Origin of the sequence: Flagellimonas pacifica, from assembly GCF_900215465.1 — a bacterium.
Taxonomy (GTDB): domain Bacteria; phylum Bacteroidota; class Bacteroidia; order Flavobacteriales; family Flavobacteriaceae; genus Flagellimonas; species Flagellimonas pacifica.
The window spans coordinates 382,121-399,130 of sequence record NZ_OBEH01000001.1 but is presented as its reverse complement, the minus strand read 5'-3'; the positions used below and the strand labels follow the sequence as shown (position 1 = coordinate 399,130).

General features: G+C 37.9%; 18 protein-coding genes. 13 read left to right on the top strand and 5 right to left on the bottom strand.

Annotated elements, in window-relative coordinates; translation table 11 throughout:
• Window positions 1-4: 4 nt before the first annotated feature.
• Genes CRO15_RS01780 through bioD form a run of 3 tightly spaced genes read left to right on the top strand, consistent with a single transcriptional unit; the run spans window position 5 to window position 2,156 of the window.
• On the top strand, window positions 5-1,162 hold the full coding sequence (locus CRO15_RS01780; protein ID WP_097044035.1) for an aminotransferase class I/II-fold pyridoxal phosphate-dependent enzyme: 1,158 nt from the start codon (window positions 5-7) through the stop codon (window positions 1,160-1,162).
• Window positions 1,159-1,545, top strand: a complete 387-nt coding sequence (locus tag CRO15_RS01775; RefSeq protein WP_097044033.1) for a putative signal transducing protein — start codon at window positions 1,159-1,161, stop codon at window positions 1,543-1,545. The genes CRO15_RS01780 and CRO15_RS01775 overlap by 4 nt, the downstream gene beginning before the upstream one ends.
• On the top strand, window positions 1,542-2,156 hold the full coding sequence (gene bioD / locus CRO15_RS01770) for a dethiobiotin synthase (RefSeq protein ID WP_097044032.1): 615 nt from the start codon (window positions 1,542-1,544) through the stop codon (window positions 2,154-2,156). Before CRO15_RS01775 ends, bioD begins: the two co-directional genes overlap by 4 nt.
• Here the strand turns inward: bioD and CRO15_RS01765 are convergent.
• Entirely contained in the window at window positions 2,142-3,632 is a 1,491-nt protein-coding gene (locus CRO15_RS01765) for an ArnT family glycosyltransferase (RefSeq protein ID WP_097044031.1), read from the bottom strand. The genes bioD and CRO15_RS01765 overlap by 15 nt on opposite strands.
• Before the next feature lie 52 nt (window positions 3,633-3,684).
• On the opposite strand from CRO15_RS01765, the gene bioA reads away from it, so the two are divergent.
• The 6 genes from bioA (at window position 3,685) to CRO15_RS01735 (ending at window position 10,377) form a co-directional block, all read left to right on the top strand.
• Entirely contained in the window at window positions 3,685-4,980 is a 1,296-nt protein-coding gene (bioA, locus tag CRO15_RS01760; RefSeq protein WP_243396879.1) for an adenosylmethionine--8-amino-7-oxononanoate transaminase, read from the top strand.
• Between the two features lies 1 nt (window position 4,981).
• Window positions 4,982-6,139, top strand: a complete 1,158-nt coding sequence (locus CRO15_RS01755; RefSeq protein ID WP_097044029.1) for a beta-ketoacyl synthase N-terminal-like domain-containing protein — start codon at window positions 4,982-4,984, stop codon at window positions 6,137-6,139.
• 64 nt (window positions 6,140-6,203) lie between these two features.
• Entirely contained in the window at window positions 6,204-6,782 is a 579-nt protein-coding gene (locus CRO15_RS01750) for a hypothetical protein (RefSeq protein WP_097044027.1), read from the top strand.
• A 4-nt stretch (window positions 6,783-6,786) separates the two neighbouring features.
• A complete protein-coding gene (locus CRO15_RS01745; protein WP_097044025.1) occupies window positions 6,787-8,220 on the top strand; it encodes a flotillin family protein in 1,434 nt (477 codons plus the stop codon).
• A 119-nt stretch (window positions 8,221-8,339) separates the two neighbouring features.
• Complete coding sequence (gene bioB, locus CRO15_RS01740) at window positions 8,340-9,440, top strand: biotin synthase BioB (RefSeq protein WP_097044023.1); 1,101 nt, start codon at window positions 8,340-8,342, stop codon at window positions 9,438-9,440.
• A gap of 61 nt (window positions 9,441-9,501) precedes the next feature.
• Complete coding sequence (locus tag CRO15_RS01735) at window positions 9,502-10,377, top strand: cupin-like domain-containing protein (protein WP_097044022.1); 876 nt, start codon at window positions 9,502-9,504, stop codon at window positions 10,375-10,377.
• Window position 10,378: 1 nt separating this feature from the next.
• Here the strand turns inward: CRO15_RS01735 and CRO15_RS01730 are convergent, their stop codons facing one another.
• The 3 genes from CRO15_RS01730 to CRO15_RS01720 form a co-directional block, all read right to left on the bottom strand.
• A complete protein-coding gene (locus CRO15_RS01730) occupies window positions 10,379-10,849 on the bottom strand; it encodes a regulatory protein RecX (protein WP_097044020.1) in 471 nt (156 codons plus the stop codon).
• 55 nt (window positions 10,850-10,904) lie between these two features.
• A complete protein-coding gene (locus tag CRO15_RS01725) occupies window positions 10,905-12,452 on the bottom strand; it encodes an Rne/Rng family ribonuclease (RefSeq protein WP_097044018.1) in 1,548 nt (515 codons plus the stop codon).
• 270 nt (window positions 12,453-12,722) lie between these two features.
• Window positions 12,723-13,013: an HU family DNA-binding protein gene (locus tag CRO15_RS01720; RefSeq protein ID WP_036380395.1), complete on the bottom strand. Its 291-nt coding sequence runs from the start codon at window positions 13,011-13,013 to the stop codon at window positions 12,723-12,725.
• 123 nt (window positions 13,014-13,136) lie between these two features.
• On the opposite strand from CRO15_RS01720, the gene mutY reads away from it, so the two are divergent.
• Genes mutY through gldD form a run of 4 tightly spaced genes read left to right on the top strand, consistent with a single transcriptional unit; the run spans window position 13,137 to window position 16,556 of the window.
• Window positions 13,137-14,174: an A/G-specific adenine glycosylase gene (gene mutY / locus CRO15_RS01715; protein ID WP_097044017.1), complete on the top strand. Its 1,038-nt coding sequence runs from the start codon at window positions 13,137-13,139 to the stop codon at window positions 14,172-14,174.
• 23 nt (window positions 14,175-14,197) lie between these two features.
• Window positions 14,198-14,653 (top strand): single-stranded DNA-binding protein, encoded by a 456-nt coding sequence (locus CRO15_RS01710; protein WP_097044016.1) that lies wholly within the window; start codon window positions 14,198-14,200, stop codon window positions 14,651-14,653.
• A gap of 24 nt (window positions 14,654-14,677) precedes the next feature.
• A complete protein-coding gene (locus CRO15_RS01705; protein WP_097044014.1) occupies window positions 14,678-16,006 on the top strand; it encodes a gliding motility-associated protein GldE in 1,329 nt (442 codons plus the stop codon).
• Window positions 15,996-16,556, top strand: a complete 561-nt coding sequence (gene gldD, locus CRO15_RS01700) for a gliding motility lipoprotein GldD (protein ID WP_097044012.1) — start codon at window positions 15,996-15,998, stop codon at window positions 16,554-16,556. Before CRO15_RS01705 ends, gldD begins: the two co-directional genes overlap by 11 nt.
• 8 nt (window positions 16,557-16,564) lie before the next feature.
• On the opposite strand, the gene CRO15_RS01695 is transcribed toward gldD, so the two are convergent.
• Window positions 16,565-16,984 (bottom strand): hypothetical protein, encoded by a 420-nt coding sequence (locus tag CRO15_RS01695; protein WP_097044010.1) that lies wholly within the window; start codon window positions 16,982-16,984, stop codon window positions 16,565-16,567.
• Between the last annotated feature and the right edge of the window lie 26 nt (window positions 16,985-17,010).

Genomic DNA, 17,010 nt, shown 5'->3' with positions numbered 1-17,010 from the left:
TTCTATGGCAAAACTTCCCAAGAAGTTAGAACAAAAATTGGAGAAAAGAAGACTGGAAGATGCTTTAAGGATTCTACCAGAGCAACAATCCCTTATTGATTTTTCATCTAATGATTATTTGGGGCTGGCGGGTACTTTTGAGTTGTCCAAATTGACCGATGAGCTTTTGGATCTAAGTCAATTGTACAAAAACGGCTCTACCGGCTCTCGCTTGCTAAGTGGCAATCATACTTTGTATGGTGATTTGGAAGAGTTCTTGGCACATTACCACGATTCGGAGTCAGCTTTGATATTTAATTCGGGCTATGATGCCAATATTGGTTTTTTCTCTTCTGTTCCACAACGTGGAGACATTATCTTTTACGATGAATTGATACATGCCAGCATTCGTGATGGCATCAAAATGGGTAATGCCAAAAGTTATCGGTTTGCACACAATGATTTAAATGACTTAAGACAAAAGGTAGAAATGTCACTTCGAGTGCAGTCGAGAAGTATGGAAACGGAAATTTACATCATCACTGAATCCGTTTTTTCTATGGATGGCGATTCCCCAGATTTAGAAGCTTTGGTAAAGTTTTGCAGCGAAAATGACTATAATTTGATCGTGGATGAGGCCCATGCAGTAGGAATTTTTGGTGAAGGAAAAGGATTGATTTGTCAGTTAGGACTGGAAAAAGAAGTTTTTGCTAGGGTAGTTACCTTTGGTAAGGCTCTGGGAAGTCATGGGGCAGTCATATTGTGCAATAGTGAATTAAAAGCATATCTCGTTAATTTTGCAAGAAGTTTGATTTATACCACCGCACTTTCTCCGCATTCTATTGCCTCCGTTTTGATTGCATATAGTTTTATGATGAAGGAAGGTGAAGTACAGCGTAAAAAACTATATTCCAACATTCATTGTTTTAAGAAGCAGATTAGCTTATTGAAGTATGGAAGTATGTTTGTTAAGAGTGATTCAGCAATCTGTTGTTTGATAGTGCCGGGAAACCAAAAAGTAAAACAATTATCCAAGCGGTTGAGGGAAGAAGGCTTTGATGTGAAACCCATTCTTTCTCCTACGGTAAAAGCCGGAGAGGAACGACTTCGATTTTGTTTACATTCGTACAATACAAAAGAAGAAATAGAGAGTTTATTTCAAATAATCAGAGCGCAAATATGAGTAAGGATTTAGTGACTTTAGGAAGTTTTGAGTTTTTGGCGGATGTTCAAATAATCAAGGGAAGGCTAGAAGCCGAAGGTATTGAAGTTGTTTTAAAAGATGAAAACACTGTAAGTATAGATCCATTTGCCAGTAATGCTCTCGGAGGCATTAAATTACAAGTTTATAATTCTGACAAAGAAAGGGCACAAGTTATTTTTAATGAAGTCCGAAATTATGCAGTAGATGAAAATGGGCTTCTTGTAAAATGTCCAAACTGTGGTGAGCGTAAATCTGAAACACATTACCTGAGAAACACCATATTCTATAAGCTTTTTCCCTTTTTTGAACCTAAAAAGTATCGGTGTACCCATTGTAATTTTATTACCAAAGCCCAGCAATGAACTTTTTTATCACAGGTATATCCACGGAAGTGGGCAAAACAATAGCTTCTGCCATTGTGGTAGAAGCACTTGAGGCCGATTATTGGAAGCCCGTCCAAGCAGGAGATTTGGATAATTCTGACAGCCATAAGATTCAAAATCTCATTTCAAACAATAAGACAAAAATCCATAAGAACAGTTATGCGCTGAACACACCCATGAGCCCACATGCAGCAGCAGAAATTGATGGAATCACTATCGAATTGAGTAAAATTACTCCTCCACAAACAGAAAATCATTTGGTGATTGAGGGAGCAGGAGGGTTGTTGGTGCCATTAAATGATATCGATACGATTTTTGATATTATTCAACCCGAAGATATGGTCATTGTGGTCTCTCGACATTATTTGGGAAGTATTAACCATTCACTCTTGACCATTGAAAAACTTCAAGAAAGAAATCTGGAAATTGGCATCATTTTTAGCGGGAATGAACACCCAACTACTGAAAGTATTATTCTTAAAAAAACTGGAGTATTTTTTTTGGGTAGGATCAATGAAGAGGAAAGCTTTGATAAGGAAGTGGTTAAAAAATATGCCACCCAATTCAGGTCTGCTCTACTGTCCTTCTAGTCGTTGATAAATTAATCCTCTGCCAATGGTCTTTGTCAATGTATAATGACGTGCTAAGCATAAATTCATGTAGAAATTGAATTCAGGCAGTTCTTCATCATAGATTCTTTCAGCTTCTCGGACTATTATTGTTTTTGGTTTAATAACGTCCATTATATATTGTAATTCCTGTATCCCAGTTTTTCTGGCATTCTGCATAAAAGGGAAAAGCTCTTCTCTTTGAATATTGTAGGGGTGTGTTACTGCCTTTGTCGGCGGGTTTTTCCCTAACACCCAATAACCAATATGATATTCGGTAAAAAAGATATTTTTTGTATCCACATTATTTTCAATAATATAGTTGGGAATGTCAACTCCCTCCCCATTATAAAAAGAACCTTTTTCCATCTTATTGGAAATAACATTGGTGTATTCTAGATAAGCCTCCATGGGAAGAAGAATCAAGAGCGAGGCAATGAGGATATTATATTTCTTTTTTATTGGTGGAAGTTTGCTAACAGCGACTCCTGCAGGAATTAGGATAAATGGATATAATTGAATTAAATAGTGACCATTTACTTTGCCAGTTTGCATGAATGAAAATAAAACGCCAACAATTACTATTGTGAGTATTTGAATGGGTTTGGATTTGAAATCAATCACTTTTGATGCAAACCCTATGTACAATAGTATGGCTACTACAAACACAAAAGGTAGCGTTTTGACTATTGAATGTTGCTTGGATCCAGCATAAGCCAGGGGCGCTTCAAAAATAGATCCCCACCAAATTTGAATTTCTCCTTGAAGATAATAGGGAGTGGCAGTTAAAACAATCAATACCAAAAAACCAATGCCCAGAATACCAAGCTGCTGAAAACTATGCCAAAATCGCTTTTCTGTGACGGCTTTCCAAACCCAATATGCCATCAAGGTCAATAAAGGATAGGCCATGTTTAATTTGGACATCACGGACAGTCCAAAAAGAATGCCGACAACAAAAAACCAGCCCATACTTTCTTTAAAAAGTAGGAGGTAAACTCCCATTACAAAAAATAAGGTGCAAATATGTTCTGACATAACACCTTGTAAACTACCGAACATACTTAAAAAGAAAACGCAGAAAATTGCGCTCCAAAAGCCTACTTTTTTAGATACGATCCTTTTGGCAATCCCATATGTGAACAGTGACGTAATGACAACCAATAGAGTTCCAAAAAATCGGATAGCTATAAAACTCTTCCCAAAAATTTTGATAACAAGAGCAAAAAACAAAAAGGTAATGGGAGGTTTTAGGTCCCAAAGCTGGGTGTAAGGTAAATAACCATCTGCCCATGATTGCCCCATGATGATAAATGTACTTTCATCCCTATCAATGTAATCTCGAAAAAAGAAGGGAAACCGGATAAAAAAAGCAATCAAAAACAAGATTAAGAAAACTGTTTTCCAATCAAGTGCTTGATAATTGAAGGTTAAATACAAGTTAGCCTTTTTAAGCATGGTTGGTAAGGAGTTTTATGCGTTTTATTAGCATCTTTGCAAGATAGATAAATTGAAGCGTTTTACTAATCCAGTTGTATTGGAAAAATTATCGGACAGAGATAAGAAACATCTTTGGCATCCATTGACTCAGCATAAGACCCACCCTGAGATGTTGGGCATTTCCAAAGCTAAGGGGGCTGTGCTTTTTGATGAGAATGACAAGGAATATATTGATGGCATTGCCTCTTGGTACACTTGTATGTATGGTCATTGCCATCCCTATATCTTGGAAAAAGTGAGGGCACAGATGCTACGATTGGATCAGGTGGTCTTTAGCGGATTTACTCATGAACCTGCCGTTAAACTATCTGAAGAATTAATAAAGATACTTCCAGAGAATCAAGAGAAACTGTTCTTTTCGGACAATGGCTCTACAAGTACGGAAATTGGAATCAAAATGGCCCTACAATATCATTTCAACCAAGGTGAAAAACGGAATGTGCTGTTGGCCTTTGAAGAGGGATTTCACGGAGATACCTTTGGTTCGATGTCGGTTTCAGGACTTTCGGTCTATAATGGGCCATTTGAAGATTTCTTTATTTCAGTGGAAAGAATACCCGTTCCGACCGAAAAAAATATTAGAGAGGTTTTAACCAATTTAAAAGAGAGATTAAAACAAGAAGACATTGCAGGATTTATTTATGAGCCTTTGGTTCAAGGAGCTGCGGCAATGAAAATGCATGATGCCAATGGTCTTAATCAAATATTGGCATTGTTGAAAGAAGATGATGTCCTGACCATTGCCGATGAGGTCATGACAGGGTTTGGTAAAACAGGAAAATATTTTGCATCTGATCATATACAAACCAAACCGGACATTATGTGTCTTTCAAAGGCGCTTACGGCTGGATTGGTTCCCATGGGACTCACCACGTGTACAGAAAAGGTGTATCAGGCTTTTTATAGTGATGATATTTCCAAAGGGTTATTTCACGGACATACTTATACGGCAAATCCTTTGGCCTGTGCAGCCGCTTTGTCGGCTGTGGAATTGTTGCAAACGGAGGGAATCCAAGATAACATCCAGAACATTATAAAATGGCATCAAGAATTTGATGCTAAAATCAAAAATCACACAAAAGTTGCTGCAACAAGGCAGTTGGGGGTTATATATGCGTTGGATTTAAATGTGAAGATGGAACGCTATGGGAATTTAAGAGATAAATTGTTCAATCATTTTATGGAGAATGGAGTATTTCTACGTCCATTGGGGAATACCATTTATATCTTGGCACCCTTTGTTACTTCTCAAGAACAAATGGAAAAGATTTATTCAACCATTCAATCCGCCTTGGATATAGTTTAGCATGCTAAAAGAACCAATATCCATAACAGCATTATCCTCTATCTCAGCGTTGGGAAACTCAGCGGAAGAAGTTTGGAGCACTTATTTGGATAACAACCATTCTTTTTCCAAAATTGATATTGCTGCACAAAAAGTTTGGGTTTCCAAATTACCCAAGGATATTAAAGCTTCCTTGCAAGATCTAAGAAAGACTGAGTCTAAGTATGCAGCTTTGGATGAGACGGTACTTTATGCTGTGTATTCGGCTAGAAAAGCAGTGGAACAAGCAAGTTGGAACAGTTCAGACAATTTTGGGATTAATATAGGGTCATCACGCGGAGCCACTTCACTTTTTGAAAAGTATCATAAAGAATATTTGGAAAGCGGAAAATCTTCAACCTTGTCATCGCCTACAACAACTTTGGGCAATATTTCCTCATGGGTTGCACACGATTTAAAAACCAAAGGACCAGATATTTCACATTCAATCACCTGCTCTACGGCATTGCATGCCATATTGAATGGAATTGCATGGATTCAAAGTGGAATGGCCGACAAATTCTTAGTTGGGGGTGCTGAAGCGCCGTTAACCCCATTCACTATTGCACAAATGCAGGCTTTAAAGATTTATTCTAAAGAAGAGGGGAAGTACCCATGTAAAGCTTTGGATTTAAAAAAGAAGAAAAACACCATGGTTCTTGGTGAAGGAGCGGGGATGGCCTGTTTGGAAAAAGGAAAAAAGACCAATGCATTAGCTTTAATTGCAGGAATTGGATATGCCACGGAAACATTGAAACATAGTATTTCCATTTCAACAGAGGCACAGTGTTTTCAAGATTCCATGAAAATGGCACTTGGTGATATGAACCCTGAAGAAGTAGACATTGTGGTCATGCACTCACCAGGTACAATCAAGGGAGATATCTCCGAAGTTAACGCCATTGAAAAAGTTTTTTGTAACAAAATCCCATTTTTAACAACCAATAAATGGAAAGTAGGTCACACCTTTGGTGCTTCGGGACTTCTAAGTGTTGAAATGGCACTACTTATGTTGCAAAATCAAACCTACATTCAAACTCCATTTTTAAAACAGGATGTTGGAGCCAAACCAATTCAGAAGGTAATGGTAAATGCTGTAGGTTTTGGAGGAAATGCAGTCTCAATTTTACTTTCCAAATAAGACAAATATTACATATAAAGTCTTATCTTTTTTCATCGAAATAACAACCTAAAAACTATTGATTATGGAAGAATGGTTTACCGCCCTTACATTATTTGAAAAAGTCTATTGGATTACCGCCATCATTGGCTCTTTTGTGCTTTTGGTTTTAATGGTTTTAACATTCGTTGGAGGAGATGTTGAGGATGTAAGTGGTGATATTGATGCAGACATAGATGGAGATAGTGGAATAGGGTTTCAGTTTCTTTCCTTTAAAAACCTCATGGGGTTTTTCACCATTTTTGGCTGGTCGGGAATCTCATGTATTGAAAATGACCTTTCAACCAGCGTAACTATTTTGGTTTCGGTTGTTTGTGGACTGCTAATGATGTTGGCCATGGCCTCTTTGTTCTATTATTTGAGCAAGCTGCAAAGTAGCGGGACTTTGAAACTAAAAAATGCTCTGAATCAGATTGGGGAAGTATACCTTACCATTGGTGCCAATAGATCTAGTATTGGAAAGGTGAGCATCAATGTGCAAGGAACACTTCGAGAATTGGAAGCATTGACGGATGAAGATGCAGACCTTAAGCAAGGTAATGTTGTAAAGGTTCACAAAGTTACCGATAACGGAATATTGATTGTTAAACTCCTAAATAAATAACCATATGCTATTAATTCCCTTACAATTGGGCGGAGGAGCTTCGCTCTTAACTATTGGCTTTGCCATACTGTTCTTTTTTATCATCATCATTTCCTTTATTCGAAGGTATAAAAGATGTCCATCTGACCGAATACTGGTGGTTTATGGAAAAGTAGGTTCTGGTAATTCTGCAAAATGTATTCATGGTGGTGCGGCCTTTATCTGGCCCGTTATCCAAGACTATGAGTTTTTGGATTTGACCCCAATTTCCATAGAAGTGGATTTGACCAACGCTTTGAGTAGACAGAATATTAGGGTAAATGTCCCTTCAAGGTTTACTATTGGTATCTCCACCGAACCCGGAATCATGCAAAATGCTGCTGAGCGTCTTTTGGGATTGGGAATGCAAGAGGTACAAGATTTAGCCAAAGAAATCATTTTTGGTCAACTTCGTTTGGTGGTCGCCTCCATGGACATTGAGGAAATAAACTCGGACAGAGATAAATTTTTGTCCAACATTTCCCAGAGTGTTGAATCAGAATTGAAAAAGGTGGGATTAAAACTCATCAACGTTAACATTACAGATATTGTTGATGAATCTGGTTATATTGAAGCTCTTGGTAAAGAGGCTGCGGCACATGCAATTAACGCGGCACGTAAATCGGTTGCCGAAAAGAATAGAGATGGATCTATTGGAGAAGCCAATGCCGTTCAAGATGAACGAACCCAGGTAGCAGCCGCAAATGCCAAAGCTGTAGAAGGGGAAAACATCGCAAAAATTGATGTTGCCAACTCAGATTCCCTTAGGAGACAAAGAGAGGCAGAGGCAGAACGGACCGCAATAGCTGCAGAGAAAGTACAGACTGCAAAAGCCTTGGAAGAATCCTATGCGGCTGAAAAAGATGCGGAAATAGCAAGAGCTGAACGGGAACGAAGCTCACAAATGGCGGATATTGTAGTTCCTGCAGAAATTGACAAGAAAAAAGTTGAAATTGATGCCGAAGCCGAAGCCGAAATGATTCGGAGAAAAGCAAAAGGTGAAGCTGATGCTATTTTGTTTAAAGCAGAGGCCGAAGCCAAGGGTATTTTTGAAGTTTTGACCAAACAGGCAGAAGGGCTTGATCGGATTGTGAAAGCTGCTGGAGATAACCCGAAGGATGCAGCACTATTGCTTATTGCTGATAAATTACCAGAATTGGTTGAAAAACAAGCCGAGGCAATTAAAAATATCAAGATTGACAAGGTCACTGTTTGGGATTCCGGAGCAAATTCAGAAGATGGTAAAAATTCCACGGCTAATTTTATCTCAGGCATGTACAAGTCAGTTCCGCCATTACAGGAGATGTTCAATATGGCAGGAATGCAATTACCTGAATACCTGAAAGGTAAAGATATAACTGATTCATCTGATAAAAAAGAAGAAGGAGGTATAGAGAAAGAGATAAAAGATTTAGAATAAATCCCTGATCATATGAAAAAAAGGCCATGATAATTATCATGGCCTTTTTCTTTTTAAGGTGATATTATTACAGCTTTTTAGGAAAAGACCTATTTTTGACCTTGATTTATACTCAACCCATGATTGTAGCACGACATAACTGGACGAAAGAAGAGATTTTAGATATCTATAACAAACCATTGATGGAGTTGTTATATGAGGCCGCAACGATTCACAGACAGCATCATGACCCAAATGTGGTGCAAGTTTCTACCTTACTTTCCATTAAAACAGGAGGATGTTCGGAAGATTGTGGATACTGTCCACAAGCAGCCAGATACCACACCGATATTGAGGGGAATGATTTGATGAGTGTGCAGCACGTAAAAGCCCAGGCACTTCGTGCTAAAACATCTGGAAGTTCTAGGGTCTGCATGGGAGCTGCATGGCGAAATGTAAAGGACGGACCGGAGTTTGATCAAGTATTGGAAATGGTGCGTACCATCAACAAAATGGATATGGAAGTGTGCTGTACTCTGGGAATGCTAACGGAAAACCAGGCAAAAAGGCTTGCTGAAGCAGGACTTTATGCCTACAATCATAACCTTGATACTTCGGAGGATTATTATAAAGATGTGATTTCTACCCGCGCTTTTGAAGACCGATTGGAGACCATTGATAATGTGCGTAAGAGTAATGTTACTGTATGTAGTGGCGGAATTATTGGAATGGGAGAAGCCTTGGAAGATCGTGCAGGTATGCTCGTTGCACTTTCATCGCTTAACCCGCAACCAGAATCAGTACCAATAAATGCGCTTGTGGCTGTTGAAGGTACTCCTATGGAAGACATGGAGCCCGTTTCTATTTGGGAAATGATAAGAATGGTGGCCACTACTCGAATTGTAATGCCAGAAACACAGGTTAGACTGTCTGCAGGTAGAACAGAGATGAGCCGCGAAGGGCAGGCAATGTGCTTTTTTGCTGGGGCAAATTCTATTTTTGCCGGGGATAAATTATTGACTACACCTAATCCCGATGTAAATGAGGATATGGAAATGTTCAAGTTGCTGGGATTGAATCCACAAAAGCCTTTCACTAAAATTTCTCAGCCCAAAACTGTTGAGGCCAAAGATTCTGAACTCCAACCTTTGGGAGAGAAACCAAAATGGTCGCGCCCAGAACATACCATTGAACGCAATGAGGTGGCAAAGCAAAAATCAAAATTGGTTGCTAAGGAATAGACTTACAAAAACTGTGTAAAAACCTTTTTATTATTTTAGCTGTTTCAAAATCATTTAAATTTTGGAGCTTAACCTTGAACAAATTCCTCGAGAGAAAACGCTTTCCAAAAAAGAATTTCTCCATAAATACTTTAAACCTCAAAAACCGGTGGTCATTGAACACTTTATTGAGGATTGGCCTGCCTATTCCAAATGGGATTTTGATTATATAAAGGAGATTGCAGGCAATAAAACGGTCCCTTTATACGACGATAGGCCGGTGCGGCATGACGAGGGATTCAATGAGCCCCACGCCAAAATGAAGATGCGGGACTATGTAGACCTACTAAAAAGAGAACCCACCAAATACCGCATATTTCTTTGGAATGTTTTGAAAGAGGTTCCCATGCTTCAAAAAGATTTTAAGTATCCAGATTTTGGACTAAGATTGATGAAGGGCTTGCCTATGCTATTTTTTGGAGGTAGTGACTCCCACACCTTTATGCATTATGATATTGATTTGGCCAATATTTTTCATTTTCATTTTGAAGGAAAAAAACAATGTATTCTTTTTCCTCAATCCGAAACCAAGTTTTTGTACAAGATTCCACACTCCTTAATTACCCGTGAGGATATTGATTTTGCAAATCCTGATTTAGAAAAATGGCCAGCGTTGAAACATGCAAAAGGACATGTTGCCCAATTGGAACATGGAAACTTACTTTATATACCTGAGGGATATTGGCATCACATGAAATATATGACCCCTGGATTTTCTATGAGCTTGAGAGCAATACCGAGGAAACCTCGAAATTTTGGAAAGGCTATCTACAATATATTTTTCATGCGTCACTTTGATAATCTAATGCGCAAAATGAAAGGTCAAAAATGGATTGACTGGAAAAACGAAAGAGCTGTAATACGCACCCATCGTTTGTTGGTGGAGAAATGGCGATAGCTTAGATCAATTCTTTTAATTTTTCGTATACAAGATTACTTTCCCATCCGCGATAAAGGAGATAATCGGCCAATTTTTTCTTTCTCTTTTGAAGATTGGATTCATGAATTTGTGCTAATCGTTTAAGGGCAAGAGTGTTCAGGGTGTCCAAGTAGTCTTCTTCATTGATTTCCTTTAAAGCACTTTTTATATTGTAACTTGAAATTTGACGCTGTTTTAACTCGTTCACAATTCTATTTCTCCCCCATTTCTTTATGGAAAACTTGCCTCTTGCATAGCTTTTGGCAAAGCGTTCCTCATTCAAATAATTTTCTTGGATAAGATGTGTCATAATTTGGTCGATGGCTTCGGGAATCATTCGCATTTCCCTTAATTTCCCCAACACTTCCTTGTGACAGCGGTCTTGATAGGCGCAGTAACGCTCTATTTTCTTCTGAGCTTCGGTAAGGGTGTAAGATTTGGAAGAGTGCATTTTTCAAATATATAAAACAAAAAAAGCGACTCCATTGCTGAAGTCGCTTTTTGTATTATCTAATTGTTTTACCGTCTTTGTTTTTAAAACGATATTCAAGGTATGTGTAGGCATCCCTTGGTTGGATTTTTATCCACTTTTTATGCTCCAAAAACCATTTGTAGCGTACAGATGGAAATCCTTTTGTAAGGTATGCTGCAATAAAAGGATGTATGTTCAATATTATGCCACTATCCTTTTGATTGCCTTTCATGATTCGCTCTAGATCAACATTGATTTTATCAATCAAAACAATGGGAGCTTCTACCTCGGTTCCTGAACCATTTGGATTTTGCTCACTTGTTTTGATATTCATCTCTGGACGAACTCTTTGCCTTGTAATTTGTACCAATCCAAATTTACTTGGAGGTAAAATTTTATGTTTGGCACGATCATCTTTCATTTCATCCCTAAGGTGGTCATACAGCTTTCTTCTGTGATCACCCTTGGTCATGTCAATGAAGTCGATAACAATAATTCCACCCATATCGCGAAGCCTAAGTTGACGTGCAATTTCAGAAGCGGCCAATAGGTTTACTTCTAAAGCTGTGTCTTCTTGGTTCTTGGCCTTGTTAGAACGGTTACCGCTGTTCACATCTACTACGTGAAGTGCTTCGGTATGCTCTATAACAAGGTAGGCTCCTTTGCTCATTGAGGCTGTTCTACCAAAAGAAGTTTTAATCTGGCGTTCAATTCCAAACTTCTCAAAAATTGGTGCCGAACCAGCATAATGTTTTACAATGGATTCTTTTTGGGGCGCAATTTCATGTAAATAATCCTTGATTTGATCATGTAGCGTCTCATCATCTACATGTATTCCTGTAAAGGAATCGTTAAAAACATCCCGTAATATTGATGAGGCCCTATTGAGCTCTATCAAAACTTTGGATGGATGAGGTGCTTTTTGCAATTTCTTGCACATTGATATCCATTTGGATAACAAATTCTGAAGATCTTTGTCAAGCTCTGCAACTTTTTTGCCTTCTGCAACGGTACGTATAATTACTCCAAATCCTTTGGGTTTAATACTTTTTACAAGTCGTATTAACCTGTCTTTTTCTTCTTTGCTTCCTATTTTTTGTGAAACGGAAACACGGTCCGAAAAAGGAACCATTACCAAATAACGTCCGGCTATGGAAAGCTCGGAGCTTATTCGTGGTCCTTTAGTGGAAATGGGTTCTTTTACAATCTGTACCAATAATGACTGATTGGCTTTAATAACTTCGTTAATACTGCCATTCTTGTCTATATCTTTTTCAAATGGAAAATCTTTTAGGGAATAATCTTTTAGCTTTCCCGTTCTAACTTTTTTAATGAATTTCAGCATGGAGGACAATTGCGGACCAAGGTCATGGTAGTGCAGGAACGCATCTTTTTCATAACCTACGTTTACGAATGCCGCATTAAGGCCAGTGACGGGTTTTCTTATCTTGGCTAGGAAGATATCCCCAACAGAAAAGTTGTTGTCGTCCTCGTCTTTGTGTAATTCAATTAGTTTTCCATCCTTTAGTAAGGCAAAATCGACTGCATCAGCGCTAGATCTAACAATTAATTCTCTATTCACCTGAATCGATTTTTATTTACCCTCTTAAATTGAGGTATAAATGATTAAACAATATATAGAATTGGTTTGCTAGCAAACCAATTGAAATTCTTTACTTGAATCTCTATGTCAAAGAACGTATGTGTGTAAAATGAAAAAGTAGTTGCAACAACTACTTTTTCTTGTGTCGGTTAGCTCTTCTGCGTTTTTTACGCTTGTGGGTAGCTACCTTATGTCTTTTTCTTTTTTTACCACTCGGCATATGGCTCTTCCTTTAGTGTTAGTTATATTTTATTTTACTTGAACGTTGCTTTTTACACCTTCAACAAAAACCTTGGCAGGTTTAAATGCAGGTATATTGTGTGCTGGAATTTTAATGGTAGTGTTTTTTGAAATGTTTCTACCTGTTTTTTCCGCTCTGGTCTTTATGATAAAGCTTCCAAAACCTCTTAAATAAACATTATCTCCATTCTCTAAGGACGATTTTACCTCCTCCATAAAAGATTCTACAGTCGCTTGTACGTCTCCTTTTTCTATACCTAGTTTTTCTGAGATTCTAGTTACAATATCCGCTTTCGTCATTTCGTATTATTATTTTCTTATTTTTTTAGGCTTGCAAATATAAAAATTAAAATTAATCTTTTGTTTAAACCCTTTAATTTTAAGTATATAAACTGATACTTTTAACGCTTATTATTTTCTTGCATGACTTTTTCTGAGCGTATTCTAAAATGGTATGGCCAACACAAGCGTGAACTCCCATGGAGAACCACAAAGGACCCCTATAAAATTTGGCTTTCTGAAATTATGTTGCAACAGACCAGAGTTGCCCAGGGAATGCCTTATTATTATAAATTTTTGGAAGCTTTCCCTACAGTTTACGATCTGGCCAACGCTGATGAGCAGAAAGTTTTGAAGTTATGGCAGGGACTTGGATATTATTCCAGGGCCAGAAACCTTCACGCAACTTCCAAAATGGTGGTTGAAAAATATGCTGGAGGGTTTCCAGATACTTATAAAGAACTTAAAAAATTAAAAGGCGTTGGCGATTATACCGCAAGCGCCATTGCATCAATTTGTTTTGATGAACCGGAGCCTGTTGTGGATGGGAATGTATATAGGGTTTTATCCAGATATTTTGGTATTGATACACCTATAAATAGCACAGAAGGAATCAAATACTTTAAGGAATTGGCCAGAGAGGTCATGCATATTGAGAATATACGGGACTATAATCAGGGAATTATGGAGTTTGGAGCTATCCAATGTGCTCCTAAAAAACCATATTGCCTACACTGCCCTTTGAATGAAAGTTGTATTGCACTTAAGGAAAATAGAGTGACAGAACTTCCTGTAAAAATCAATAAGATTAAAATCAAGAACAGATATTTTAACTATTTGGTTTTTATAGATCCAAATGGAAACACGGCATTGGAGCAAAGAAGAGGAAAGGGCATTTGGCAAAACCTCTATCAATTTCCCTTATTGGAAGCTAAAAAAGCTTTGAATTTGGTGGAACTTAAAGAACAGATTATGGAGGAAAGTGGTTTTCCAAAAATAGAATCATTAACATTATATAATAAAGAACCATTAATTCACAAACTTTCGCACCAACACCTGCATACCCGGTTTTGGATTTTGGAAACTACGGATAGATTAAAAGAGGGAATTTCATGGGAAACGATTACGTCTTTTCCGGTGCCTGTTTTGATTGCAGATTTCATCAAGACATATAAAATTTAGTACTTTTGATTAATTAAAAAATTATGAGCGGGACATTAAATAAAGTGATGCTGATTGGGCATTTGGGAGACGAAGTAAAAATCCACTATTTTGAAGGGGGCAATTGTATAGGAAGGTTTCCTTTGGCTACCAATGAGACCTATACCAACAAACAAACGGGAGAAAGAGTGACCAATACAGATTGGCACAACATTGTAGTTAGAAACAAAGCCGCTGAAATTTGCGAAAAATACCTGAGTAAAGGAGATAAAGTTTATGTTGAAGGAAGGTTGAAGAATCGACAATGGCAAGGTGAAGATGGGAATACCCGATATACCACTGAGGTGCACGTACAAGATTTTACGTTTTTATCAACCAAAAAGGAAAGTATGGCAAATGCTCAACAGGTGCCCACAGCAACCCAGCAGAGCGAACCGGTAAAGCCTTCCAACCCTGCGCCTGTTCAAGAAACAGAGCAGGATGATGATTTGCCGTTCTAAAAAGTAAGTTTAAACAATACAAATTTGGATCCCGAGCCCTATTGTTTGGCAATTTTCTTAACCACATTTAGCGGTATTTTCACCGCAAAAGTGATTGTGCTCATACTACTTTTGGCATGTTCTGCCCTTATTTCGGGTGCAGAAGTAGCTTTGTTTGGACTTTCACAAACCGACTTGAACGAACTGGATGAAGAAAATACTTCTCGAGGTAAGCTTATCGTTCAATTATTGAAAAATCCCAAAAAGCTACTTGCAACTATTTTAATTACCAACAATGCCATCAATATTGGCATTGTACTATTGTTTAGCTCCATTGGAAATGTCATTTTCTCTGAGGTTAACCAAACTTTGTTTGGAGTTGTATCGGTACGTTTTCTTTTGGAAGTTGTTGTGGCTACTTTTTTGATTTTGATGTTTGGTGAGATTCTTCCAAAGATTTATGCCAATAGGAATAGGATTCAGTTTTCACATTTCATGTCCATTCCTTTAAAAATGTTGAACTTCTTGTTTACACCTTTAAGTTCTCCTATGAGTTCCGCTTCTGGATTTCTTCAGGAAAAGTTGGGGAAACGGAAATCAAACCTGAGTGTAGATCATCTGTCTCAGGCCCTTGAACTGGCATCGGAAGGAGATACTACAAAAGAAGAACAGAAAATTTTGGAGGGGATTGTAACCTTCGGCAATACGGATACCAAACAGGTCATGCGGCCTCGAATTGACATTTTTGCGTTAAACGAGGAAATGAAATTCCCTGAAGTTCTTGAAGAAATAAAAAAGAACGGCTATTCCCGAATTCCGGTTTTTTCTGAAAATATGGATAATGTATTGGGTGTTTTATATGTAAAAGATTTATTGCCCTATATAGACCGGAAGAACTTTAACTGGATGTCGTTGATACGGGAGCCTTATTTTGTTCCGGAAAACAAGAAATTGGATGATTTACTTTTGGAGTTTCAGGATAAAAAGAATCATTTGGCTGTAGTGGTGGATGAGTATGGGGGAACTTCCGGAATTGTTACTTTGGAAGACATTATTGAAGAAATTGTTGGTGACATTAGCGACGAGTTTGATGATGAGGACCTTGTTTACTCTAAATTGGATGACCATAATTATGTGTTTGATGGAAAAACGACGCTGAAAGATTTTTATCGGGTGGTAAAAATTGAGGACGAAGAGGAGTTTGAAAATCAGAAAGGAGAATCTGAGACCATTGCAGGATTTGTTTTGGAAATATCAGGAAGTTTTCCCAAACGAGGAGAAAAGGTAGTATTCAAGAATTATCAATTTGTTGTTGAAAGTTTAGATAAAAAAAGATTAAAACGCATTAAAATTACATTGCCCCATGAAGGTTGACACACTACCAGTACTTGTTATGTTCCTTATACTTTTTGTAGGTTGTAAGGAAGAAGTATTGCCCAAACCCAAAGCGATGTTGCGGCTGGAATATCCTGAAGCAAAATATAAAAATATTGGAGGAGATTGCACCTATACCTTTGAACTCAACACCATATCAAACATTAAAGAAAACAAGGATTGTTCATTGGTTTTGGATTACCCAATGATGAAAGGATCGGTTTACCTTACCTATAAACCGGTGGATGATAACCTCAAGACCTTGCTGACCGATGCCCAAAAACTATCGTACGAGCATGTTGTAAAGGCAGATAATATTGTTGAGCAACCTTTTATAAATCCTGAAGATGAAGTTTACGGGATGTTCTATGAGGTAAGTGGAGATGCTGCATCACAATCCCAGTTTTATGTAACGGACAGTACAAACCACTTTGTAACAGGGTCTCTTTATTTCTATGCCAAGCCAAATTATGACTCCATTCTCCCGGCGGCGGCTTATTTGCAAAAAGACATTAGAAGAATAATGGAAACACTACGTTGGAAAAAATAGTGCGACTTTTACTTTAATAAACCTTGGGCTTTTTCAATACTGGAATTGATTTGCTCTTTAAGAGCCTTTACATTAACCTCCTCTTCATTCAACCATTTCTGTTTTTCTTCGGTAAGTTCTTTACCATTTAGAATTTCATCAGAGTCAAAACGGAGGCCAAAGCTTCTCATCCAATCCATCATGGCCTTGTTGGCTTCTTGTAAATCTTTCATGGCAGCTTCATACTCTTGTCCTGTGGCAGTTGTATCAACTTTGCTCTTGAGTTCACCCACTAATTTACCTAGGGTTCCCATTTTTGGCATTACTTCATCATGGATTGCCATTACTTCTTGCATTTGGGTAAGTTTATTGTCTACTTTCTTTTCTTGTTTACAGGAAACGGACAAAACGAATGGGGCCAAAAGGAGTAAAAAGATGAGTTTTTTCATGATGTGTATTTGAACAACAAATTTAG